This window comes from Microvirga puerhi, assembly GCF_020089865.1.
Taxonomy (GTDB): domain Bacteria; phylum Pseudomonadota; class Alphaproteobacteria; order Rhizobiales; family Beijerinckiaceae; genus Microvirga; species Microvirga puerhi.
Map to the genome: position 1 here is coordinate 1 of NZ_JAIRBM010000018.1, position 22,229 is coordinate 22,229.

Consider the following 22,229-nt stretch of genomic DNA (forward strand, 5'->3'; position numbering starts at 1 on the left):
GCGGATGCTCGGGTCACTGACCTGCCGAGATGGCTGACCTGGTACAATCAACAGCGCCCGCATGGTAGCCTCGGTCGACGAACACCGGCTCAGGCTCTCGCCGGAACAACCTGATCAGAACTCACACCTAGCAGGCGGCATTCGCTAAATCGACGCAATAGAACAGAGCATATCTAGAGTTCAGGTTCATCCTGACGTGCAATCTCCTCCAGGATAAGCAGGTGGCGCTCGCGCCAAGTCCGGAGGGATTGTTGATAGGTGCGAAGCAGCTCTTTGGCTTTCGTCGCGTCCTGTCCGTTCCGGGCTATCCTATCAATCCGGAGCATCTGACCCGATATGCACTTCTCGATCTCGGCGATCTTTCGATCAACCTTATCGAGGTCTTCGCGCTCTTTCCAAACTTGGGCCATAGCGCTACGGATTGTGTCCCTGATTGTGGTCGGAGACCATAGGCTCATTGAGATTAATGCGGTGGCTCGCAAGAAGCATTAGGACTGCATGCCCGCATCCGGTCAACTTGGTTCCTCGGGACAAAAAGCGACAAGGTGGGCGCCTGCCCGAGTATCGGTAGTGCATCGGAAGGTCTGTTTCTGGCAAGTCGTCCGGTACTGCAGAACATCGATCGGTATCTCTGATGAGGCGGCTTGGAGGCACGGACTTGGCGGACTCTGTAGCAAAAGTATTGGCTCAAGCTGGCGATGTTCAGCCCCTTGCGGGGCGCACCATCCTTCAGATCATTCCTGAGCTCGAGGCTGGCGGGGCCGAGCGCACTACCGTCGACATCGCAGCGGGGCTGGCAGCTATCGGCGCGCGCGCCCTCGTTCTCACGGCGGGCGGGCGAATGGTTGCCGAACTCCAAGCGAAGGGCGGTGTATGGATCCCATTCCCGGCGACGACTAAGAACCCGTTCAAGATGGCGCTCAATGTCAGGTCTTTAGCAAGGTTCTGCGTCGCCGAGCAGGTCGCCATCGTTCATGCCCGCTCCCGTGCCCCGGCCTGGGTGGCGCTAGGCGCATCGCGATCCCTGGGGATTCCATTCGTGACGACCTATCATGGTAGCTATTCCGGCCGCTCTGCACCCAAGGTGTTCTACAATTCGGTCATGGCGCGTGGCGATGCTGTGATCGCTAACTCGTACTATACCGCTAACCTGATACGCTCGGTGCACCCTCGCTTCAGCTCGCGGATCACAGTCATCCCGCGGGGCACGGATTTGGCTGCATTCTCTCCAGCCGCTGTCAGTCCTGAACGGGTCGAGGCTTTACGCCAGGCGTGGAACGTGGCTTCCCACGCGCGGATTGTACTGCTTGCAGCCCGCCTGACTGGCTGGAAGGGCCAGAAGATTCTGATCGAAGCGGCCGCCAAACTGAAGCGGACCGGACTTGTCGATACTACATTCATACTTGCCGGGGATCCACAAGGTCGAACCTCGTATGTGCACGACCTTGATGCCTTGATTGCCTCCCGCGGGCTGACGGACATTGTCCGACATGTTGGTCACTGCACCGACATGCCGGCGGCCTTTCTCGCAGCTGCGGTTGTCACGGTTCCCTCAACCGAGCCCGAGGCTTTCGGGCGCTCGGCCGTTGAGGCGCAGGCAATGGGAACGCCGGTGGTCGTCTCCAACCATGGAGCGGTTCCGGAAACCGTGCTCGCTCCGCCGGTCTCCTCAGATCACGAACGCACGGGCTGGAGCGTTCCGCCGGGCGACGTCGATGCACTCGCCCATGGAATTGCTGCGGCACTAGCGCTCAGCCCCACGGAGAGGGAAGCGATGAGGCAGCGGGCGCGGATCCATGTCGAACGCCACTTCTCGCTCGAACGGATGATCTCCAGCACGCTCGACGTCTACGCAGGGCTCATCGGGATCTGAGGATATTCATAGGAGAACCCTTACTCTCTCACCAGCCAGGCCCTGCAGGAAAAGCCATCTTTACGTCCGAGATTGCAAGATGACAGAACAATTCTCGCCTGATCGAATGCACTATTGATCGCAGTCCTGGTGCTACTGAGAGTTGGGTCGGCACGTTAGGTTATCCTAACCTATACTTCGGAGGTATACTCCTGCGAGCCGTGAGCGGTTACACAAATATTTGTTTTGCCGGATCTGCGAGTCTCTCCCTGCAGATACTGGTGCCATTTGCCGCTGAGGACGCTACCCGACTACGCGAGGACCACCGCGATGAGCATGATCGAAAGTCTTGATATCGACTGCTGGTCAGGTCCATTCCCCGCGGAGGTGCAGGACGGAGCATTGAGTGCGCTCGAAGGTGGCCGGGTCGTCTTCTGCCCTAATCTGGCTTTCGCCCTGAGACAAGAGGAAGCGACGCTGCTGTCGTCCGACTTCGCGAGTGGAAATGCTAAGAACATCAGCCTGGACCCAGCTAGAGGTGAAGTCAGCGGCACGACCGAGAGCGGCGAGACGGAGCAGCTGCATGCAATGATGCAGCGCTTTGCTCAGGCAACCGCCCAGATTGTTGCGGGCCTCTTCCCGACCTATGCAAAAGGGATCGGGCAGGCGCGGACCAGCTATCGCCCGATCGAAATCGTGGACCGCCAGTCGTCGCCACGCAAGAACGACAAGCTGTTGCACGTGGACGCCTTCCCATCCCGCCCGACGCGGGGGCGCCGCATCCTGCGGGTCTTCTCAAACATCAATCCGGCAGGGAAGCCGCGTATCTGGCATGTGGGCGAACCGTTCGAGGAGTTCGCTCGCAAATATGTCGGCGTGGTGCGTCGCCCTTATCCGTTGGAGCCCTCGCTACTAGCAGTCCTCGGAATCACCAAGGGCAAGCGTAGTGCCTACGATCAGATCATGTTGGGCTTGCATGATAAGGGTAAACTCGACGCTCGTTACCAGAAAGAGGCGCCGCAGACGGAGTTCGCATTTCCAGCCGGTACCACATGGCTCTGCTATACCGATCAGGTGCTCCATGCCGCGCTCGCCGGCCAGTTTGCTTTGGAGCAAACGTTTCATGTGGATGTCGCCGCCTTGGCGCATCCGGAGCGCTCGCCGCTCAGAGTGCTAGAGAGGATGACTGGGCAGTCTTTAGTTTAGACAAGTCAGGAACAGTCAGGCACATGTGCCATTCCAGCCTGCTTCAAGAGGTGGGAACAAGAATTGCTCCCAAACACATGCTAAGTTAGAACCAACCAGGAGCCTGCTTTTCGCTCGGTCGGAACATGTGGCTCGTGCTAAGGATTATGGCAGATGCAAGGGCCAGAAGTCGTCCACGAGCGGGGGCCTCTCGCTTCATGCATAGGTGCCGGTGAGATTGATATGTTCCCAGCTCAATGGGGAGCGGTGGTTGAGCATCTCGATGGGAATGATGCGCCCCAGCTGACGAAGATGATCCACGGCGCGTCCAAGGCGGACCGTATTCTGGTGAATGATTGCACTGACCACCAGATTCAGAACTTGAGGCACAGAGGGACTAACTGTTCAAATGAGCGGTCTAGATCTCATGGCGTTCACGGAAGAGCGCAGTCCATTTGGGATCTATTGCAGCTTTGACGATTGTTCCGCCTGGGCTACGACACAGTGCGGCAAGTAGGGCTAGCGGTGAGGCAAAATGACAAGAACCTGTTCAAAGGTCGGCACTTCACGACAGAGATTATCCCCTGAGCCGGCCGCTGGTATCTACAGTTCCGATCAGCTATCGTGATCTTGAGTGCATGTTGGTCGACTGCGGCATTCAGGTTGACCATACGACCCTCTCTCGCTGGATACAGGCTCATGCTCCCGAGTTGGGCACGCGCATTCGGCCGCATCTGTGCACAACGAATAGCCCCTGGCGCAGGGCAAACTCTGGCGCTTTACCAAACTGGCGCTTTACCAAACTCCGGCAGGTAAAGTTCTTGAACGACATTGTCGAGCAGAATCGTCGACCCATCAAGCGGCTGGTCAGATCTAGGATGGATTTCAAGACCTTCAGGTTTGCCTCACAGACGCGAGCACTTTCAGCCACTCACCGCCTGAACGCATCGCGAAATTCCCATCGTTCTCTCGTCCTTACGCCGGATTTACGACGGAGCCTTTGCATCAGTTCAAGCGATTGCCACTCTCGGCAAAGACGTGAAGACTATCGTCTCTGCCGTTGACGGACAGGACTGTTCCAGGAGCCACCTCACTGGTTCGCGGAAGCTCGATCGTAACAAGTCGGTCGGCACCGATATCGAGATAGGCATATGTCTGACCGCCAAGCCGCTCAACGACAACGATTTCACCTGTAAGCCAAGCCTCGCTCGTGTTGCAGAGATTTAAGTCTTCCGGCCGAATTCCGAGGGTGATGGGTGCGCCAGCCTGAACTGGTTGGACCGTCGGAATCGGAATTTCGATGGTCTTGTCCTGCAGTTGCGCGCCAAGGACGCCTCGCTCTTGATCCACCCGTATGCTGAAGGTGTTCATTGTCGGACTGCCGATGAAACGGGCGACGAACAGTGTCTGCGGCCGGTGATAAAGGTCGAGCGGTCGACCGACTTGCTCTACCCGTCCTCCGTGCATCACGACGATCCGATCCGCGAGGGTCATCGCTTCAACTTGGTCATGGGTCACGTAAACGGTGGTCGCGCGCATCCGACGATGGAGTTTTGCCATTTCAAGGCGCATTTCCACGCGAAGTGCCGCATCCAGATTGGATAGGGGCTCGTCGAAGAGAAAAGCCTCGGGCTCCCGAACGATGGCTCGCCCCATCGCGACACGCTGTCGTTGCCCGCCCGAGAGCTGACCGGGCAGCCGGTCAAGGAACGGCGTAATCTTGAGAACCTCCGCAGCCTTGGCAACCCGCTGGCTGATTTCCGCGACCGGTGCGTGTCTCATCTTGAGGCCAAATGCCATGTTGTCGCCGACGTTCATGTGCGGATAGAGGGCATAGTCCTGAAACACCATTGCAATATTGCGGTTCGCAGGTGGGAGTTCGTTGACGGCATTATCGCCTATGCGCAGCGTGCCCGACGTAATCTCTTCCAGACCGGCGATCATCCTGAGCAAGGTCGACTTTCCGCAGCCTGACGGTCCCACGAGGACGAGAAATTCGCCATCGCCGATAGTGAGGTCGATCCCATGGACCACTTCGAGCTCACCGTAGCTCTTCCTGAGCCCCTCAAGCCTGATCTGTGCCATTGCGCTTCCCTCCCAGGAGCGGAAATCTATAGGTTGCTTACCATTATCAATAATGATAATCATATCGATAAGCAACAGCACGAAAGACACCAATGCCCGGTCTTTATGCCCAGCGGACAGCCCGGCCTTCCGCTCTCCGGCCTGCGAAATCAGGTGAGGTTTATGAGGCCGTGAAGCGGGACATCATGCTGGGCGAACTCCCGCCTGGAGAGCCGCTGACCGAAATGGAGCTTGCGGGTCTCTTCGGCTGCAGCCAAGGCCCGGTGCGTGAGGCTCTCCTTCAGTTGCAGGAGGAGGGGCTTGTCATTCGGCAAGGGCATCGGGGCACTCGCGTCGCGAGCTGCACCGCTGACGAAGCGGTCGAGATGTTCCGGCTGCGGCAATCCATAGAGTGTCGTGGAGTGATCCGGGCCATCCAGCATCCAAGCCGGACGCTCGTTGCGGACCTCAAGAGCCTCGTTGCAGAGATGGAGAATGCCGCGGGCGCCGGCGATGAATACAGACTCGCCGAGTTCGACCGGGATTTTCATCGCCGGCTACTGAGAGATGCCGACCTGCCCGCCCTCGATCCCATCCTGCATCGCTGCCTCGTCCACAACCACCGTTTCAAGATCTCCGAGTCGAAGCAGGAGCGGGATCTTTTTGCCACCGCCCGGCGTCACGTCTCGATCGTGGATGCCGTCGAGCGGTCCGACGCGGCCAAGGCGGCTGAGGCTCTGGCGCATCACATTGCCACCATCGTGGATCTCGGGCCCGAAGTCTTTGCGAATGGTGAACACTGATGCGTGACGAGCCAAACGATCTTCCCAATGCACTGACGCCCGAGATGATTGCGCTCATGGAGCGTATGGCGCAGGAGGACGGGCCGCAGCCCGATCCGACTCTTTTGCCGGCCTCCGAGGGTCGTATTGCAGCGGCACGGGGAAACCTGCGCTGGAACATCGATCTTCCGGCCATGGCCGCGGTCCGTGAACTCCATGTCTCCGCCGATCCTGGACTTCACTCGGCTGAGTGCCGTGTGCGAGTTCTCGTTCCGGAGGGCTATTCAGCAGGTGCGCTCCTCTTCGTGCATGGCGGTGGCTTTGCGTTCTGCAGCCCGGAAACACATGAAAGATGTGCCCGTGTCCTTGCGATCGAATCCGGCATGGCAGTTGTGGTGCCAGATTATCGGTTAGCGCCGGAGCATGCCTATCCGGCTGGCCTCAACGACGTGATCGCATGCTTGCGAGCGCTGCAATCCCACCCATCCACCTTCGGGCTTGAGCCTGGGCCTCTCCTGATTTCAGGTGATTCAGCGGGGGCCAATCTGGCGCTGGCAGCAATGATCCACGAGCATCGACTAGGGCGCCGGCTACCCGTCGGGGGCATCCTCTTCTACGGCGTCTATTCAGCCGATCACACCTCGCCGTCTCATGCGCGCTTCGCAGACGGGCCGGGTCTCACGACTGGAAAGATGAGCCGCTACTGGGATTGGTATGTGCCACATCCGACCCGCCGGCTCGACCCGCTGGCAGCTCCTTTGCAGGCCGGAGATCAGGAACTTCAGGCTCTGCCGCCCTTGTGGCTCATGGCCGCCGGAATCGACCCGCTTTTGTCCGACACCATTGTTCTTGGACAGCGTCTGCACGCGCTGGGACGCCAAGACCCGGTCACCATCGTTCCTGGGGTCGTGCATGGCTTCCTGCAGATGACCGTGTCGCTCCACGCGGCGCGAAAAGCCTTGGCCGAGGCAGGAGCAGCGGCCCGGAGGTTGGCACAGACCAACTCTTCAAACGGAGGAAACGATGAAGAGGCTCATGAAGAAATTGCTGGCAGCCTGTAGCCTTGCGGCAGGACTGTCCCTTGCAGGTGGCGCCCATGCGGAAACGGTCCGCTTCTGGTACCACTTCGACAACCCGGACAACCCGATGTCGGCGCTCGTCCAGAAGTTCGAAGCCCAGAACCCGGGCATCAAGATCGAGGCGGAGAACGTTCCCTGGAACAGCTACTACGATAACCTCTACACATCCATCGTCGGGGGCAATGCTCCAGACGCAGCGATGGTCAAGCTCTTCGCTCAGCCGCGCCTCGTCGAGATGGGCGCCCTCGAGCCGATCGGCAAGAGGATCGACGCCTGGCCGGGCAAGGCCGATCTTCTCGACAATCTTCTGAGCCTCAACAAGGGTCCGGACGGACAGCAATACTATCTGCCCATCCAGTATGTGGTGCTCTATCTCTATTATCGGACAGATCTCTTCAAAGCCGCTGGTCTGGAGCCTCCGAAGACTTGCGACGAGTTCCTCACTGCGGCCAAGGCGCTCACCAAAGCGCCTGACGTTTACGGATTCGGCTTCCGCGGAGGGAAGGGCGGCTGGGATCAGTGGGGCACCTTCGTGTTTTCGGGAGGTGCGAAGTTCGAGAAGGGCGGCCTGACGACGCCACAGGCCATCAAGGCCAATCAGTGGCTCATCGACCTCTATCGGGTGCACAAGGTCTTCCCGCCATCCGCACCGAATGACGGTTTCCAGGAGATCCTCGCCGCTTTCAAGAGCGGCAAGACGGCGATGACCATCCATCACATCGGTTCGTCTGCCGACATCGTGAAGGCGCTCGGAGACAAAGTGTCCGCCGCGCCGGTTCCCAGTTGCGGCGAGCGGCCTTGGACCTCCTATGGCGACGAGTCTCTTGCGATCTTCTCGTCCTCGAAAGACAAGGATGCCGCCTGGAAATGGATCTCGTTCCTCGCCGAAGGCGAGAACAACGTCCTGTTCAACAAGGCGACAGGCCAGCTGACCGTCACGAAGAGCGGATCGAAGGACTGGAAGCTTCATGAAAAGCGCTTCGTCGATGCGACGGTCGCGTCGCTTCCTTTCGCGGCAGTGTTGCCCCAGACGTCAGCCACGGCCGACTTTGTGAACACGGTATGGCCGACCACCATGCAGCGGGCCCTGACGGGAGAGATCACCGCGGATCAGATGATGAAGGAGATCGAGGCGCTCCTCGCATCACAGTGATCGTTCAGGCTGCGCTCTCACGAGGGCGCAGCCTTCTTCTCCGACGTAACGACGAAAGATCGCATCTGATGTCTCTGTCCGCAGCCTGGTCCGATCGGGCAACTCCGGCACGCTCGTGGCACAATCGCCTGCTGCCCTACAGCCTGCTCACGCCAGCGGTTCTGGTGACGGTCGTGATCGTCTTCCTGCCTATGATCGAGGCCGTCGTCACCAGTCTCTACGAATTCGTTCTGTTCAAACCGAATGCAGCGCGTTTCGTAGGCCTGAACAATTACATCAAGCTGGTTCAGGATCCGGTCTTCTGGATCACGCTCGGGCACACGGCCATCTGGATCGGGCTCACGGTTCCGCTGCAGATGGGGCTCGGCCTCGTCGCGGCGCTGATCCTGAACAAGGAGTTTCCCTGGCGCGGGTTAGCGCGGGCCCTGGTCATCATTCCATGGGCTCTGCCGAGTGTCGTAATCGCGCTGATGTGGCGCTGGATCTACGATGCCAATACGGGCGTGCTCAATGAGATTCTGCTCCGGCTCGCGATTATCCAGTCTGCCGTGCCGTGGCTCGCTTCGCCTGACAAGGCTCTGTACGCGGTCATTGCCACACTGACTTGGCAGGGTTTTCCGTTCTTTGCCGTCATGATCCTGGCGGGGCTTCAGGGCATTCCGAGAAGCCGCTATGAGGCCGCCTCGATCGATGGTGCAAGCGCCTGGAGGCAATTCCGTCATGTGACTCTGCCAGGGATCGCCGGCGTTCTGGCCACGGCGGGGCTTCTGCGTATCATTTGGGTCGCCAACTCGATCGATGTGATCTTCGTGATGACCGGCGGCGGTCCCGGCTACGCCACTCAGACGCTGCCCCTCTACGCATTTGTCAAAGCGCGGCAAAATCTCGATTTCGGCTACGGCACGACGATTGCCGTCATGTTCACGTTGCTGCTCGGAATTGTGGTCGCGCTTTATATGGCGCGGACCTCGCGGGAGGTTGAGCGATGATCGGAAAACCGACACTACCCCGACGCATCCTGACGACGGATCTTCCCGCACTCGGGATCGTCCTCATCGCAATCGGGCCCTTTGCGTGGATGCTGATGACGTCCGTGACTCCCCAGGAGAGGCTCGCAGCGATCGGCGTTACCGTCGCGCCGTTCGACTGGTCGCTCGAGAACTATGTCCGTCTCATCTCCCGCACATCGTTCCTGGGGAATATGGGCCATAGTCTCATCGTGGCAGGCGGGACGACGATCCTCGGCCTGTTCGTTTCGGTGACTGCGGCATATGCGTTCTCTCGCTTTCGCTTCCCCGGGCGCAAGCTTTTGATGCTTCAGTTTCTCCTCGTGAACATGTTTCCGGTTGTGCTGTTGATCCTGCCGCTGTTCGTGATGATGCGGCGCCTTGGTCTGCTGGATACCCATGCTGCCTTGATCATCGCCAACGCAACGGTCGCGATACCATTCTCAGTCTGGATGCTGACGAGCTACATCAACGCAATCCCGAAGAGTCTCGACGAAGCGGCCATGACGGATGGATGCAGTCGTCTCCAAGCTCTCTGGCGGGTGATCCTCCCGTTGGCCACGCCGGGAATCATCTCGACTGGCATCTACATCTTCATCACTGCCTGGAACGAATACCTCTATGCCTTGACCCTGGGCGGCCGGAACGTGCGTACGGTCACTGTGGCGGTTCAGACACTGATCGGAGAATATCAGATCGAGTGGGGCTTGCTTTCTGCGGGCGGCGTGGTCGGTGCTCTGCCCGCAACCCTCCTTTTCCTCATCGCTCAACGCCGCTTAATCGGCGGGCTGACGCAAGGCGCGGTCAAGGGCTGATCCATTGTGCGCATTTAACTCAAGGACACTCATGAATCCCATCGGTCTGATATCGATGCAATATGCCCGGCCATTCACCGCCGAGCATTTCCCGCTCTTCGGACGCATGAAATCGCTTGGATTCGACTTCGTTGAGCTCCTCGTACCCGAGCCGGGCGAGATCGACCTGGCCGCCGCCCGGCGCGCGTTGGACGATGCAGGCCTGGCAGTTGTTCTCGCTGCGCGGGTCAACCTCCAGCGCAATCTGGCGAGCGATGATCCCGCTGCCCATCGCGCCGGCATCGACTACCTGCGTTATGCCGCCGACTGTGCGGCAGCATTGGGCGCCGAGATCGTCGGTGGTCCCTTGACGGGTAACCCTCTTGTATTCGCAGGACGTCCGCCGGCTCCCGTCGATGAGGCTGAGAGGCTTGCACGCAAGGAGCGCTGCGTGTCCGGATTGAAGGAGGCCGGGGACCATTCCGCCGGAGCCAAGATCAGGCTTGCCGTCGAGCCGCTCAATCGTTTCGAGAGCGATGTCCTTTGCACGACGCAGCAAGCCATCGAACTCCTCGATGCGGTCGATCATCCTGCGGTGGGGCTGATGCTCGATACCTTTCATATGCACATGGAGGAAGCGTCCATTCCGGAAGCCATTCGCCTCGCGGGCTCACGGACGGTCCACTTCCAGGCAAACGAGAACCACCGTGGCTTTCTCGGAACCGGATCGACCGATTGGGTCGAGGTGTGTCGAGCGCTTCATGACGTGGGCTATCGCGGGCCGATTTCGCTTGAACCGTTCCGCAGAAACGATGACCGTTTCGGCGTGCCTTTCGCACAATGGCGCCCGCCGCATGAGGACGAAAGCGAGCGGCTTGAGGCCAGCGTATCCTTCCTGAAATCCCACCTGAAGCTGACGAGATATCGGCGATGACCCAGAAAATTGGCTGGATTGGTTGCGGCACGCATGCGACCCAGATGCTGCTCCCGCAACTCGTGCGGCACGACGTCGAGATCGTTGCCCTTTGCGATGTGGATGGCAGCCGCCTGGCCCAGGCAGGCCGTCAGTTTGGCGTGAAGAACCTGACGTCCGATGCATTCGAGCTGATCGGCACACGTGGCATCGACATGGTCGGCATGGCAGTCGGTCCCGAGCAGCACCTTGCCTTCGGAAAGGCTGCTTTGGAGCGAGGCATTCCGGTCTTCATGGAAAAGCCTCCTGCCTCGACTGCCGAGGGCGCGCGGGAACTTCTCAAAGCAGCTGAGCGAAGCGCCAAGCCGCTGGTATTGGGCTTCATGAAGCGCTACTCGATCGGAAACAGAATCGCTCACAACATCATCGCTTCCGGTCGCTTCGGGCGAGTTCTCGGAATGACCGGATATTACATGACGGCCCCGACGTATTTCGCCGGGAACGTAGATTATAGTGGCTTCTTCCTGCACCACTGCGTGCATTACATGGATCTGGTCTCGTTCCTTGTCTCGCCCGTTCGCGAAATGAACGCCCGCAAAGTCGAGGCCGCTCCGGGGCGCGTCCTTTTCCATGCCGATTTCAATTTCGAATGTGGTGCAATTGGCACCATCGCCATGGGAACGATTCAGTCTCGCGGCACCCCTGTCGAGCGGATCGAGCTGATGGGGGACCATCAGCGCCTTGAGGTCGATGACGTGATTGAAGTTCGTTGGAACCGCAATCCACCATTCAAGACGGACGATCTCTGCGCAACGTTGAATGAGAATGTGGACACGTTGACGTGGAAGCCGAACTTTACGGCAGCCGCAAATGAGGATCACAAAGGCTATCACGCCTTGCTGACCGATGCGATGAAGCTGTTCCGGGGGGAAGCGTCTGCAGCACCGACGATTACCGACGGCGTCGTGGCGATGGAGCGCTTGGAAAAGCTCCGGCGCCTTCTCGATCTCTGAACGGGCTCCGTTGCAGTGACTTGGGGTTGCCGAGGATCAGCAGAGGCACGAGCGCGAGAGGCGGTATCTGCCGAGCAAAGTCCAATAGTGGTTCAACGAAGGCCTTTAAACGCGGCAATATGCTGAACCCCAAGGCGAGCGGAAGTGCAATCGCCACTGCCAGCCCGTAGCCCAGAAGAACACGCTGAACACTAACGCCAATATGTCTGGCAAGAGATCGATCTCGGGTGAGCTCAAGAAGCGCATCGAGAACCGCTTTCGGCGAAGGCAATAGAAACGCTGAAACAAGGTCGAATGCGCTTGCTATGGCCCATGCGAGGAGAACAAGCGAAAATACGGCAGCGGCGCGCAATATATTTAACATCAATCAACGCCATGAAAGGATATGTCACTCCGATCCCCATAGAGCCGGATTACCAAACACTCAAACAAAGCCCTGATTTAATCGGCACTTTATACTTATAATAATTTCAATCTGCGTGGGCTTCTTACTCAAAATAGACGGACCTGAGATGCCGGAAGATACTCAGGGGACTTTCGGGAATTGCAACGTAACCAGCGTTCGACCGCCGATTTGGTGTCACCCGTCTGTCATGGGCAACGGCGCTCTGTCCGCCTCGCACAGCCGTTACATCTCAGACGAGCGTCGGGCTGCACACCGGACCATAATCGCGCGTTGACTGCCGCACCTTTCATTGCCAACCGAATAGGCTACATGGCGCGCCGTTGCTTCGTCGAACATCATCCGGATCGTGAGGTTGCGCTGATGGAACTTGAATTCGCAAGGTCCTCTGAGCCCATTCCAATCTCGCAGCCCCTGCCTTCAGGTGCTCGTCCAGCCATCGACACGCGGGCCGTCCCGGAACGGCTTAATGAGAGAAGACTCATAGGTCGATGTTCTCCTCGTCATCATCGAGATCCATGCGGCGGTTCTCCATGGCGGCCCGAAATCTCTCGATCGTGTGCACCGTCACGAAGCGCAACGCGTCTTCTAGTCGGGGGTAAGGCTCTGGTAGAGTGGCTGCCACGCATCAGCGAGCTTCTTCAGACCTACCGCACGGTCCGTTAGGGCATCGGCATGCTGACGGTGGAGTTGCACCGGATCGATATCGCACGAGTGATCCATAGGTTCTCCGAGTGCATTCAACTGGCGATAGCGCGGTCTCAGCCTCGGCACGGATAGCCTCCTCGACGGCCTGCCAAAGCTTCTCCTGCTTCGGCGCGAGTTGCGGCGCGGCCTTGACTACCCCGACACGAATGTCGTTCAGCATCTTGAAATCTGCTTAGCTCAGCCGTCCGCTCCGGGCGTACTGCCGGGGCCGGAGGTGGCTTGCTGTGCATACGCCATGGGCACGTCGAGGATAAACAAGGCCGTCAGAGTGGCGATCATTTCCTTACGCATCTCAGTCTCCTGCAGCTTCCGGTGGCCGTCAATCCAAGGATTCGGCTGCAGCCTGCTTGATGGCCTGAGATGCTTGATTGTCAGTTCGGGACGCGCTCGCATCTCATGGATCTGAGATCGCCGATGCACTCGGATGGCGAGCGATAGCCATATTTGATGTATACCACGTCGGATTGGGCCATGGCAGGCACGACGATCCTGTTATTATCGGAACCTCACGCGAGAGTTGAGCCGCAAAAGAATGGCTGTACTGGGTAGATGATGCTGCTGAACAGTTTGTGATCATTACCTACAGCCTCTCGAAGAGGAAATCGCGTTAACTAGTATGGTTGTGATCTGGCCTCGAAAATTCCCCGCAACTGCCGATCCCGGGCCCTTCTCGCATGTCCCCACAAGCCAAGCTGTCGGATTGGATGCCGGTGACACCGTTGCCGATCAACTGCTCTACCAGGCGGAAATCCAGGCGGAACGGATGGTCGCTTGGCTTCGGCTTGCCGTTGCGCTTCTGCTCGCCTCGTTCCTGGTCGCCAGCTATGCGGTCTTAGCAATCAGTGCGAGCATTCGCACATTCAGGCCCCCGGTGCCTTCTCTCTTCATCATAGGGGGCTTCACTTTGGTTTCTCTAGTGGCCCTCCTGCTGATTCAAGCACAACGTTACCGGCCGGCAGTGGGCTGGGCTTTTGCCTTCCTTGATGTCGGTTTCACGATAGCCGCGATTATCGAAGGAGTTCTTCGTAATCGGCTATCCGGCAATGATATCTTTCTCTTGGCTTCCGTGTGGGCGGTCCCCCTGGTGCTCGCTTTCAATGCCTTGCGTTATCGGCCAGCCATTGTGGCGAGCACGGCCGTCGCCCTGGCTCTAGGGAGCTTGGCCGTAGCATCCTGGGCCGGAGTTTCGCTCTTGGCGCTTCCCTCACTGTCTGACTATGCCCATTTTGCGGATCTTCCTGCCAATGCGGTTCGCGGGAGCCTCCTCATCCTTATTGGGTTCTGCCTAACCTTGGTGGTTCAGAGAGAGCGCCAACTGCTGGTGCGCGCGCTGGCGGAGCAACGCGAACTATCGATCCTGACACGCTTCCTTCCTCCCGAGGTCGTTCCCGAACCCATTCGTCCTGGATCGCGTCTTCGCCGCGGCGTCAGTCAGCGGTGCACTGTCTTATTCATTGATCTCCGGAACTCCACTCGCTTAACCGAGCACATGCTGCCTGAGCAGATGGCGGATTTTCTGACGCGCTTCCGCTGTCGCATCACACGGGCTGTCGTCGAGCATGGCGGTCTGATCGAAAAATTCGCGGGCGATGGAGCCTTAATCGTTTTTGGCGTACCTGATCCACAGTCGGATGACTCCGGCCGAGCGCTTGCTTGCGCCAAGAGCTTGGCGAACGCCATCGACGAGTGGAACCGGAGTCGCCCTCCTGCGGCGCCGCTGACAGTCGCCATTGGGATCCATACGGGAGAATGCTTCTGTGGTGTCGTCGGTGAGAAGGCCCGGCTTGAATTCACCGTGTTGGGAGATGCGGTCAACGTTGCGGCGCGCCTCGAAAGCCTCGCCAAGTACTACGATGAGGTGCTGATCGCCTCCAGGGAGGCGTTAGCAGATGCACATGAGCTCTCAGACCGGCACGCATGGCAACGTCTTGGTGTCGAATGGCTCCGTGGACGTGAGACCCCGATCGAAACGGAACGCACTGGCCGTCGAGCTGAGCCGACTCGACATCAAAGCTCCTGTCAGTGGTACCATCGTTGAACTCGCTGATCCCGTGGCGGAGGGTGAATGGATCAAGCTTGGAGAGAAGCTCGCCTCGATTGCCGACCTTTCGAAGGATCGTATCGAGGCCTACGTGGATGAAACTGACTTGGCCAAGATGAGACGCGACAAGCCAGCGACATTCATTCCGAATGATGCCACCTTCGCGAAAATTTCGGCAGCAGTCATCTCCGTCGATGAAACCTCCGTGCGATCAATGTCTCATCCCGAACTGGCCTCGGTGAATGGAGGTTCGATCGCGTCACGGCAAGGGCCGAATGAAACGATTGTTCCGGAGATGCCGGTTTATCGTGTCGCTTTGGAGCCAGTTCCCCTGACAACATCGTCCACGGTACGGATCGGAACGGTTCTTCTGAGCAGTGAGCCGGAGAGCCTTCTCAGACAGGTCTGGAGGCGTTTCGTAACGGTGCTCGTGCGCGAGAGTGGCTTCTAGACACTTGATGATGTGCCGCTCTTTACGTTGGCACTGCGCTGTTAGCTTGTAGGAGAGTGGGAAGAACCGGGGGCAATGATTTCATCCGCGATCTTGGCTTTCGTGTCATTCATGGCTCATTCTGGGTTAAATGAGGCGCTTGATCCAGCTTGCTACACGGCCAAGGCCGAATGCCGCCGCCAAGGCGTAGAAAGGACTCCGATCACTAGGAGGTGTTTCGATCGGGCCATGGCTCTTCAGCCAGAAGCGTCGTCCACGGCGGATCCGTTTCAAGTCAATGTCTGTGAAGCCGAACGGTGGCAAGCAAGGTGCGGCATGTCCTGGATAACCTGAATATCCAACGTGACCGGGCGGCGCCACTAGCCCTATTTCGCGGCTTTTCGGTTCGGGGAACGTCCGTCGGTAGATACGATTGTCATCCACTACCGTGCCCAAATATTGGCCGTTGAGGTCGACCGCGTCGTTGTCAGTCCATGGGAACCAACCGATCCAGTTCCCCTTTTGATCAAATAGGTAACGGTCCTTTCGGTAACGACGAAAGGCAATCCAATCTCCAGATGAGCTAAAATAATATTGCACATCGGGAGGCGCCGCTCCGATCTTCAGCTGGGGACTGAACTTCACGCCTTCGGCAGCGATAGGGAATGGCTCGACGGTTCCGCCTTCGCTCATCCTGCTGGTCTGAAGCGGGCGTGGCTGAGTTTCGTAAGCTCGTTGCCGTTTGAGAGGCAAAAGCGTGTGAGTCGAAACCCAACCGATCTCTCGGTGCTCAGGCACAAGATAGACTTGGTCCCCTTCCATTTTTTCAATTCGGCAGGTCACCGTTCTTTTATCCGCACCGACGCGATATAGAACGACTGCTCCGACCTGAAGTCGAGCGTGCCCGCTAAAGGTGAACTGTGATCCGTCGACCGGGCTTCCAGATTGGAGACTGTTGTCTGGTGCGGCTTGGTTCGTTGACTTGGAGCGCTCGACTGCTTCAACGATGAGCCGTGCAACTTCGCGGTGACGGTTTCCGACTGCTCTAGACCCCGATCGCCTGCGCTCCGGATGCCAAGTGCCGCCGATCTTGGCCAACAGCTCTGCGACGAGTTCGATTTCCTCTTTGGTCACTCTGTTTCACCACCGCATCAAGGCTCCTGTTACAGTCTAGTGGAGTTACTTGTATGATGAATAGTAGAACTTTATGCGCAAGTTTCAGATGGAGATCTATTAGCTAACCATTTGATTCACAGCGACCCTTTTGAGGTCGGCTATGCGGCCCTACTTGCTAGGGATCCTGATCGGATTTCAGGCTAGTCTCCTCACAGCCGAGCATCCTGTTGGAAGGTCGAAGGCGATAGGTGTGCGGGGCAGGCGTGAGTCAGGGGTGTGCCGCATCGATTGGTCGACGAGGTGTGGCATCAGACCGAGGACCATACCCATAGGAACGTCCGATCGGGACGGGCACTCGACAAGTGCAGCCGAATCTGAGTGTTCAGCTCAAGCGACGAGGGCCTAGTCCTCAGATCGCAGGTTATTGTTGCATGAGACGAGCCGCGTTGCCTAGGCTCCGAACTGAAACTGATCGCGAGAGGCATCATTTCAGCGAGCGAACGGAAGTGCTGCGGCACGTCGACTCCTTCAGAGCTCGTGATGCCTATTTATGTCCTGCTTGGACAAGCGTATGGATCGACACCCAACCTACATTCTGTTGCACAGGGACGAGGTAGACTCGGCCATGATCCATGCTCTCGATGCGGCAGATGATTGCTCGTTTTTCACCCGGTGGGCGATAGGCAACCGTCGCCCCTACATAGAGTTGCTCGCCTTCAGCAAAATTGAACGGCCTGCTGCCACGGGCCTCGTCAGCCACCGAGTCGTCGGCCGAATCGCCCTGCTTCTCTGACTCACGTTCAAGAACCCCAAGGATAAGACGAGCCACGTCGCGATGTCTGTTATTGACGGATCGCAATGCAGGACGAGTCCGCTCTGGATACCAAGAGCCGCCGACCGTGGCGAGCAACTCGGCAACACGTTCAATTCGTTCTTCAGTCAAATCCGCGTTCCTTTACTTTTCATGAACCGGCATAGCATGTCCCTGGCCGTTCCTATGCACGCAGCGGCCGGAGAAAGCCGGTGGCTGTATCCGAAGCGTCTGAAACAGCGCAGGATTTGTCTGCTGAGACTAACCTATGCCACCAATTGCACTGTGCAAACCCGCCATCATAGACGATACAACCACGACCTTCCCGTTTCCAGCCGTGTTCTGCAAGACGATCATCGCCGATGTTGTCCCATTGGGTCGAGTATGAGGGTGAGGCTCGTCGATGGACCGGCATGCTCGTGTACATCCGCTACACGCACCGTCATTTTCCATCCGAGGTCATCGCCCACGCCGTGTGGCTCTATTTCAAGTTCCCATTGAACCTGCGGCTGGTTGAGGAGATGCTTCTGGAGCGCAGTATTCTCGTCTCTCGCGAGACTGTCCGTTGATGGGCTTTGAAGTTCAGGCTGTCTTACGTCCGTTGTCTCAAGCGCAAGACCCCGAGCCAGCGTCCGACGGCCTCTTGGGTCTGCTCGGCGATCTCGATCGGTACAGGCTGGCCTGCCTTGTGCTGCATCACGGTGGCGCAGGGCCGCACCTGCCCATTGAACACCATACATCGGCCCGCAGCGCAACCAAGTCACAGGCGCGCAGCTTGGTGTCGAGCGCGAGATTGAACAGGGTCAGGTCTCGAATGCGTCGTGACGCTTGGAGCCTGGACCGAATGGATCAGATCTTATTTGCCTTGAGCGGAGGTTGGGGGCCAATTAGCTTGCCGCGGTTCCAAGGTATCGTCGTTCGGCAGAGATGGTCAGCGATGGTGTCCTGCATTGCGTTGCTCCTAAAATGAAGCCCTGCAATGAAGCTTGGCCGTATCCGCCGACAGGACCCTGGACCGGATCGTTCTCCTAGGATTTTGGTCAGCGCACCAGAGGCAGTCTGACGTCCCATTTTTTGAGCCGATCTCCTGCTCAGGCTCCAAGACTGACCTTGGTTGCTCTGCAGGTCGGCGCAAAGGGCAAGATTTTGATAGCCTTTTCACCAAGCATTCTCTTAGCGTCGGCCCGGGTTCTGTGACAGGCGCAGCCACAGGCGTGCGCAATTGGCGCAGAGCGCGGGATTCTCACGCTGACGGCCAATCACGGGTATTGAAGATACCATTGCAACTTGCTGCTATTGCTATCAAATTCGCTCGAAGTCGTGGCTGGCATGCTATTTGCTTCCCATCCTTCGTCCGCAAAAAATGAAATCTGAGGGAATATCAGCGGCGGAACGGAGAGGTAGAATGTTTCACAGGTCTTCCACGATCACGGCTCTCGCATTTTCGGCGGCAATGCTCGCTCCGGTTTCCGCGAGTGAGCTGCGAGTCGGCTTTACGCTCGACGCAATGACGCTTGACCCGGCCAACCATCGCAAGCGCGAGACCGAAACCATCATTCGCAATATCTATGATGGCCTCCTCACCCGCGACGCCAAGATGAAGGTTGTTCCGGAACTGGCGGAATCCTGGACGCAGGTCGACCCACAGACCTATGACTTCAAAGTCCGGCAGGGCGTGACTTTTCACGATGGCACGCCCATGACGGCGGATGACATCGTCTTCACCTTCGAGCGCTTGACCAAAGACGACGCCATGGGCGGGCAGACCAGCCCGCGCAAGGACCTCGTCGGTCCGATCAAGGAAATCAAGAAGATCGACGACAGGACGGTTCGGTTCAGCCTGTCGGAGCCTTGGCCGATCCTGCCCGCGATGCTGCCCGTGCAGGAGGTGGTCAGCAAGGCCTTTACGGAAAAGGTCGGCTCTCAGGGGCTGGCGACGCAGACGAACGGTACTGGCCCTTTCAAGCTCGTGGAGTGGCGCAAAGGCGATTCCATCATCCTGCAGCGCTATGACGCTTATTACGGCGGCGCGACCGAGATTCCGCCGGTCGGCAAGGCCTGTGTGGACCGCGTGATTTTCCGTGTCATCCCGGAGAACGCTTCGCGTGTCGCAGCACTCCTGGCTGGAGAGGTCGACATCATCAACGAGTTGCCGCCTTACGATATGAAAAAGGTTGAGACGAACTCCAACACGAAGGTAATGAAGGTCAACGGCACCCGCACCTTCTTCGTCGCCCTGAATAATACGAAGAAGCCCTTCGATGATCCGCGTGTTCGCCAGGCCGCCAACATGGCGATCAACAAGGCACTCATCATCGACAAGGTGCTGCTGGGGACCGCCGTACCGCTCAACGGCGTCATGAGTCCAGATGCATTTGGCTACAACCCTGATCTGCCAGCCTATCCGTTCGACGCTGACAAAGCTAAGAAGCTTCTCGCTGAGGCGGGTTATCCGAACGGCGTCGATGCGACAATCGACACCGAAGGTGCCTTCAAGGAGATCACCGAAGCGGTCGCCTCAATGCTAACCAAGGCAGGAATCCGTACGAAGGTGAATGTCGGCGAAGGCTCAACACTAAGGGCAAAATGGGCGCCCAAGAGCGACAAGTCCGGCGATATGTACTTCACGTCATGGGGCAATGGCTCGCTCGATCCGGCGGACATCTTCGTCCCAACACTCCGCACTGGAGACCGCGGCAACAGCGCCTACTATTCCAACAAGGAAGTTGACGTTCTCCTCGATGCTGCAAATGTCGAGGTGGATCAGGCCAAGCGCGCCGACCTCTACAAGAGGGCTCAGGCCATCGTGAACAAGGATGCTCCGTGGATCTTCCTGTGGCTGCCGCAGGATCTATACGGCGTGTCCAAACGGGTCAGTGGTTGGGAGCCGAGTGCCGATAGCCGGATCAACCTCCACGACGCCTGTGTGAAGTAATCGACATTACCGCCTCAGCCCTCAGGGGAGAGCCTGATGAAACCACTGGCGCTCATAAGCCGGATCACTCAGCTTGTGCCGGTCCTCCTCGGTGTCAGCGTCATCGTCTTCGTGATGATGGCCCTGACACCGGGTGATCCGGTCGAGATCATGCTGGCCGATCAACAGGCGACCCCTGAGCAAGTTCAAGCGATGCGCCACGACATGGGGCTGGACCGCCCGGCTTTGGAGCGGTTCGGCATCTTCCTCAGCAATGCACTGACCGGCGATTTCGGCCTCAGCTTCTTCCATCGCCGCCCGGTTTTCGACGTTATCGCTGAGCGGCTACCCGCCACGATCGAGCTGACGCTGGCGGCCTTGCTGCTTGCGCTTGCCATCTCAATCCCGCTGGGAGTCGTGGCGGCGGTCAAGAAGAACGGCGTCGTCGACAGGCTGGCGGCAATAGGGTCGCTCTTCGGCACGTCGCTGCCGGGCTTCTGGTTCGGCATTATCCTCATCATCCTCTTTGCCGTGCAGTTCAAGCTTCTGCCGGTCTCAGGACGGCTGGACTTCGGTTGCGAGGTTCCCCCTGTGACCCATCTCATGACCGTCGACAGTCTGCTGCGTGGGCGTCCAAGCTGCTTCGCCGACGCACTGTCACACCTGATCCTGCCGGCCCTAACCCTGTCGCTCCCCATGGCGGCGGTGCTCACCCGCGTTCAACGGTCCGCCATGCTGGAGGTGCTGCGCTCGGACTACATCGTCTTCGCCGAAGCCAAAGGCATTTCTCGCCGCCGCATTCTCTGGCGTCATGCCCTCAAGAATGCGCTCGTGCCCACCGTTACGGTCGCAGCTATAGAAACCGGCTCGCTACTTGGCGGCAATATGGTGGTCGAGACCGTCTTCGGATGGCCCGGCCTCGGCCGTCTTGTGGTCGAGAGTATCTTCGTCCGCAACTATCCCCTCGTGCAGGCCGCCGTGCTGCTCTATGCAGTGACGTATGTACTGCTGAACTTTTTCGCTGACGTGCTCTACACGACGCTCAACCCGAGGGTCCGGTTATGACCGCCGCCGTTGAAGCTTCCGTCGTCACGCCCGAGCGGATCGAAACGCCCGCGTGGCAGAGTCTGCGCCGCTTTGCCGCCGACCGGTTCTCCATGGCAGCCGGCATCGTAGTCCTGATCTTCGTGCTGATGGCGATCCTGGCGCCTTGGTTCGCACCGCAGGATCCCTACGAAACCGACCTGCTGCGCCGGCTCCAGCCCCCGGCCTGGATGGAGGGCGGCGAGTGGAGCTACGTTCTCGGCTGCGATGCGCTGGGCCGCGACATTCTCTCGCGGATCATCTACGGTACGAGGATCTCGATCACCATTGGGCTGGCCGTCGTGCTGATCGCAACCGTCATTGGCACGGTGCTGGGCCTCGCCGCAGGGTATTTGCGTGGCTGGGTCGACATCGCGATCTCGCGGGTCATCGATATCTTGCTCGGCTTCCCCTACCTCATCTTCGCTATCGCCCTAATGGCCATGATGGGGCCTGGCCTTCAGAACATCATTCTGGCTCTGGTCTATAAGGAATGGGTCGTGCCGGCTCGCGTCGTACGCGGTGAAGTGCTCGCCGCCCGTGAGATGGAATACGTGGAGGCTGCCCGTGCCGTCGGCGCACCACGGCTACACATCATGTTCCGCGAGATTCTGCCCAACATCCTGTCGTCGGTGATTGTGGTCTCGACCATCCGCATGGCGCACGTGATCATCCTGGAGGCGAGCCTGTCATTCCTCGGCATCGGTGTTCAGCCGCCCACCGCCTCCTGGGGCTCGATGGTGGCGGATGGGCGCGCCTTCATTCTCGATGCGTGGTGGGTCAGTACCTTCCCGGGCATCGCCATTCTTGCTCTTGTTCTTTCGATCAATGTCGCCAGCCAGGGCCTTCGCGATGCATTCGACCCGAAGTTCAGCGACTGA

General features: G+C 58.6%; 20 protein-coding genes and 2 pseudogenes. 17 read left to right on the plus strand and 5 right to left on the minus strand.

Going from position 1 to position 22,229, the window contains the following annotated elements:
• Positions 1-21 precede the first annotated feature (21 nt).
• The 4 genes from K9B37_RS24970 (at position 22) to kdoO (ending at position 3,058) form a co-directional block, all read left to right on the plus strand.
• The gene (locus tag K9B37_RS24970) at positions 22-114 is read left to right on the plus strand and encodes an integrase core domain-containing protein (protein WP_210346516.1); all 93 of its coding nucleotides are present in this window, start codon (positions 22-24) and stop codon (positions 112-114) included.
• A gap of 107 nt (positions 115-221) precedes the next feature.
• A complete protein-coding gene (locus K9B37_RS19215; protein WP_224315148.1) occupies positions 222-452 on the plus strand; it encodes a hypothetical protein in 231 nt (76 codons plus the stop codon).
• A 206-nt stretch (positions 453-658) separates the two neighbouring features.
• Entirely contained in the window at positions 659-1,873 is a 1,215-nt protein-coding gene (locus K9B37_RS19220; protein ID WP_224315149.1) for a glycosyltransferase family 4 protein, read from the plus strand.
• A 309-nt stretch (positions 1,874-2,182) separates the two neighbouring features.
• Positions 2,183-3,058, plus strand: a complete 876-nt coding sequence (gene kdoO / locus K9B37_RS19225; protein WP_224315150.1) for a Kdo hydroxylase KdoO — start codon at positions 2,183-2,185, stop codon at positions 3,056-3,058.
• Positions 3,059-3,259: 201 nt separating this feature from the next.
• On the opposite strand, the pseudogene K9B37_RS19230 reads toward kdoO, so the two are convergent.
• A pseudogene (locus K9B37_RS19230) lies at positions 3,260-3,415 on the minus strand (Tn3 family transposase); the annotation flags it as partial.
• A gap of 627 nt (positions 3,416-4,042) precedes the next feature.
• Entirely contained in the window at positions 4,043-5,122 is a 1,080-nt protein-coding gene (locus K9B37_RS19235) for an ABC transporter ATP-binding protein (protein WP_224315151.1), read from the minus strand.
• A 92-nt stretch (positions 5,123-5,214) separates the two neighbouring features.
• Here K9B37_RS19235 and K9B37_RS19240 point away from each other — a divergent pair, with 92 nt between their 5' ends.
• The 7 genes from K9B37_RS19240 (at position 5,215) to K9B37_RS19270 (ending at position 11,842) form a co-directional block, all read left to right on the plus strand.
• Positions 5,215-5,904 carry a GntR family transcriptional regulator gene (locus K9B37_RS19240; RefSeq protein WP_224315152.1) on the plus strand — a complete coding sequence of 230 codons (690 nt, stop codon included), beginning with the start codon at positions 5,215-5,217 and terminating at the stop codon, positions 5,902-5,904.
• Positions 5,904-6,944: an alpha/beta hydrolase gene (locus K9B37_RS19245; protein ID WP_224315153.1), complete on the plus strand. Its 1,041-nt coding sequence runs from the start codon at positions 5,904-5,906 to the stop codon at positions 6,942-6,944. Before K9B37_RS19240 ends, K9B37_RS19245 begins: the two co-directional genes overlap by 1 nt.
• Positions 6,907-8,115 (plus strand): ABC transporter substrate-binding protein, encoded by a 1,209-nt coding sequence (locus K9B37_RS19250; protein ID WP_224315154.1) that lies wholly within the window; start codon positions 6,907-6,909, stop codon positions 8,113-8,115. Before K9B37_RS19245 ends, K9B37_RS19250 begins: the two co-directional genes overlap by 38 nt.
• Positions 8,116-8,183: 68 nt before the next feature.
• A complete protein-coding gene (locus tag K9B37_RS19255; RefSeq protein ID WP_224315155.1) occupies positions 8,184-9,104 on the plus strand; it encodes a carbohydrate ABC transporter permease in 921 nt (306 codons plus the stop codon).
• Complete coding sequence (locus K9B37_RS19260; protein WP_224315156.1) at positions 9,101-9,937, plus strand: carbohydrate ABC transporter permease; 837 nt, start codon at positions 9,101-9,103, stop codon at positions 9,935-9,937. Before K9B37_RS19255 ends, K9B37_RS19260 begins: the two co-directional genes overlap by 4 nt.
• A 31-nt stretch (positions 9,938-9,968) precedes the next feature.
• The gene (locus K9B37_RS19265; protein ID WP_224315157.1) at positions 9,969-10,850 is read left to right on the plus strand and encodes a sugar phosphate isomerase/epimerase family protein; all 882 of its coding nucleotides are present in this window, start codon (positions 9,969-9,971) and stop codon (positions 10,848-10,850) included.
• Complete coding sequence (locus K9B37_RS19270) at positions 10,847-11,842, plus strand: Gfo/Idh/MocA family protein (RefSeq protein WP_224315158.1); 996 nt, start codon at positions 10,847-10,849, stop codon at positions 11,840-11,842. Before K9B37_RS19265 ends, K9B37_RS19270 begins: the two co-directional genes overlap by 4 nt.
• 991 nt (positions 11,843-12,833) lie before the next feature.
• Here K9B37_RS19270 and K9B37_RS19275 read toward each other — a convergent pair.
• Positions 12,834-13,019 (minus strand): hypothetical protein, encoded by a 186-nt coding sequence (locus tag K9B37_RS19275; protein WP_224315159.1) that lies wholly within the window; start codon positions 13,017-13,019, stop codon positions 12,834-12,836.
• A 550-nt stretch (positions 13,020-13,569) separates the two neighbouring features.
• On the opposite strand from K9B37_RS19275, the gene K9B37_RS19280 reads away from it, so the two are divergent.
• Together K9B37_RS19280 and K9B37_RS19285 are read left to right on the plus strand one after the other, a co-directional pair.
• Entirely contained in the window at positions 13,570-14,991 is a 1,422-nt protein-coding gene (locus tag K9B37_RS19280) for an adenylate/guanylate cyclase domain-containing protein (RefSeq protein WP_224315160.1), read from the plus strand.
• A gap of 13 nt (positions 14,992-15,004) precedes the next feature.
• A complete protein-coding gene (locus K9B37_RS19285) occupies positions 15,005-15,445 on the plus strand; it encodes an HlyD family efflux transporter periplasmic adaptor subunit (RefSeq protein WP_369414362.1) in 441 nt (146 codons plus the stop codon).
• Positions 15,446-15,571: 126 nt separating this feature from the next.
• Here K9B37_RS19285 and K9B37_RS19290 read toward each other — a convergent pair whose 3' ends face one another.
• On the minus strand, positions 15,572-16,558 hold the full coding sequence (locus tag K9B37_RS19290) for a hypothetical protein (RefSeq protein ID WP_224315161.1): 987 nt from the start codon (positions 16,556-16,558) through the stop codon (positions 15,572-15,574).
• Positions 16,559-17,084: 526 nt separating this feature from the next.
• Positions 17,085-17,483 carry a hypothetical protein gene (locus tag K9B37_RS19295; protein WP_224315162.1) on the minus strand — a complete coding sequence of 133 codons (399 nt, stop codon included), beginning with the start codon at positions 17,481-17,483 and terminating at the stop codon, positions 17,085-17,087.
• Positions 17,484-17,764: 281 nt separating this feature from the next.
• Between K9B37_RS19295 and K9B37_RS19300 the strand changes: the two are divergent.
• From K9B37_RS19300 to K9B37_RS19315, 4 genes and pseudogenes are all read left to right on the plus strand, one after another.
• Positions 17,765-17,917 (plus strand): annotated as a pseudogene (locus tag K9B37_RS19300) (IS6 family transposase); the annotation flags it as partial.
• An 839-nt stretch (positions 17,918-18,756) separates the two neighbouring features.
• A complete protein-coding gene (locus K9B37_RS19305; protein ID WP_224315163.1) occupies positions 18,757-20,286 on the plus strand; it encodes an ABC transporter substrate-binding protein in 1,530 nt (509 codons plus the stop codon).
• 36 nt (positions 20,287-20,322) lie between these two features.
• A complete protein-coding gene (locus K9B37_RS19310; protein WP_224315164.1) occupies positions 20,323-21,330 on the plus strand; it encodes an ABC transporter permease in 1,008 nt (335 codons plus the stop codon).
• Entirely contained in the window at positions 21,327-22,229 is a 903-nt protein-coding gene (locus K9B37_RS19315; RefSeq protein WP_224315165.1) for an ABC transporter permease, read from the plus strand. The genes K9B37_RS19310 and K9B37_RS19315 overlap by 4 nt, the downstream gene beginning before the upstream one ends.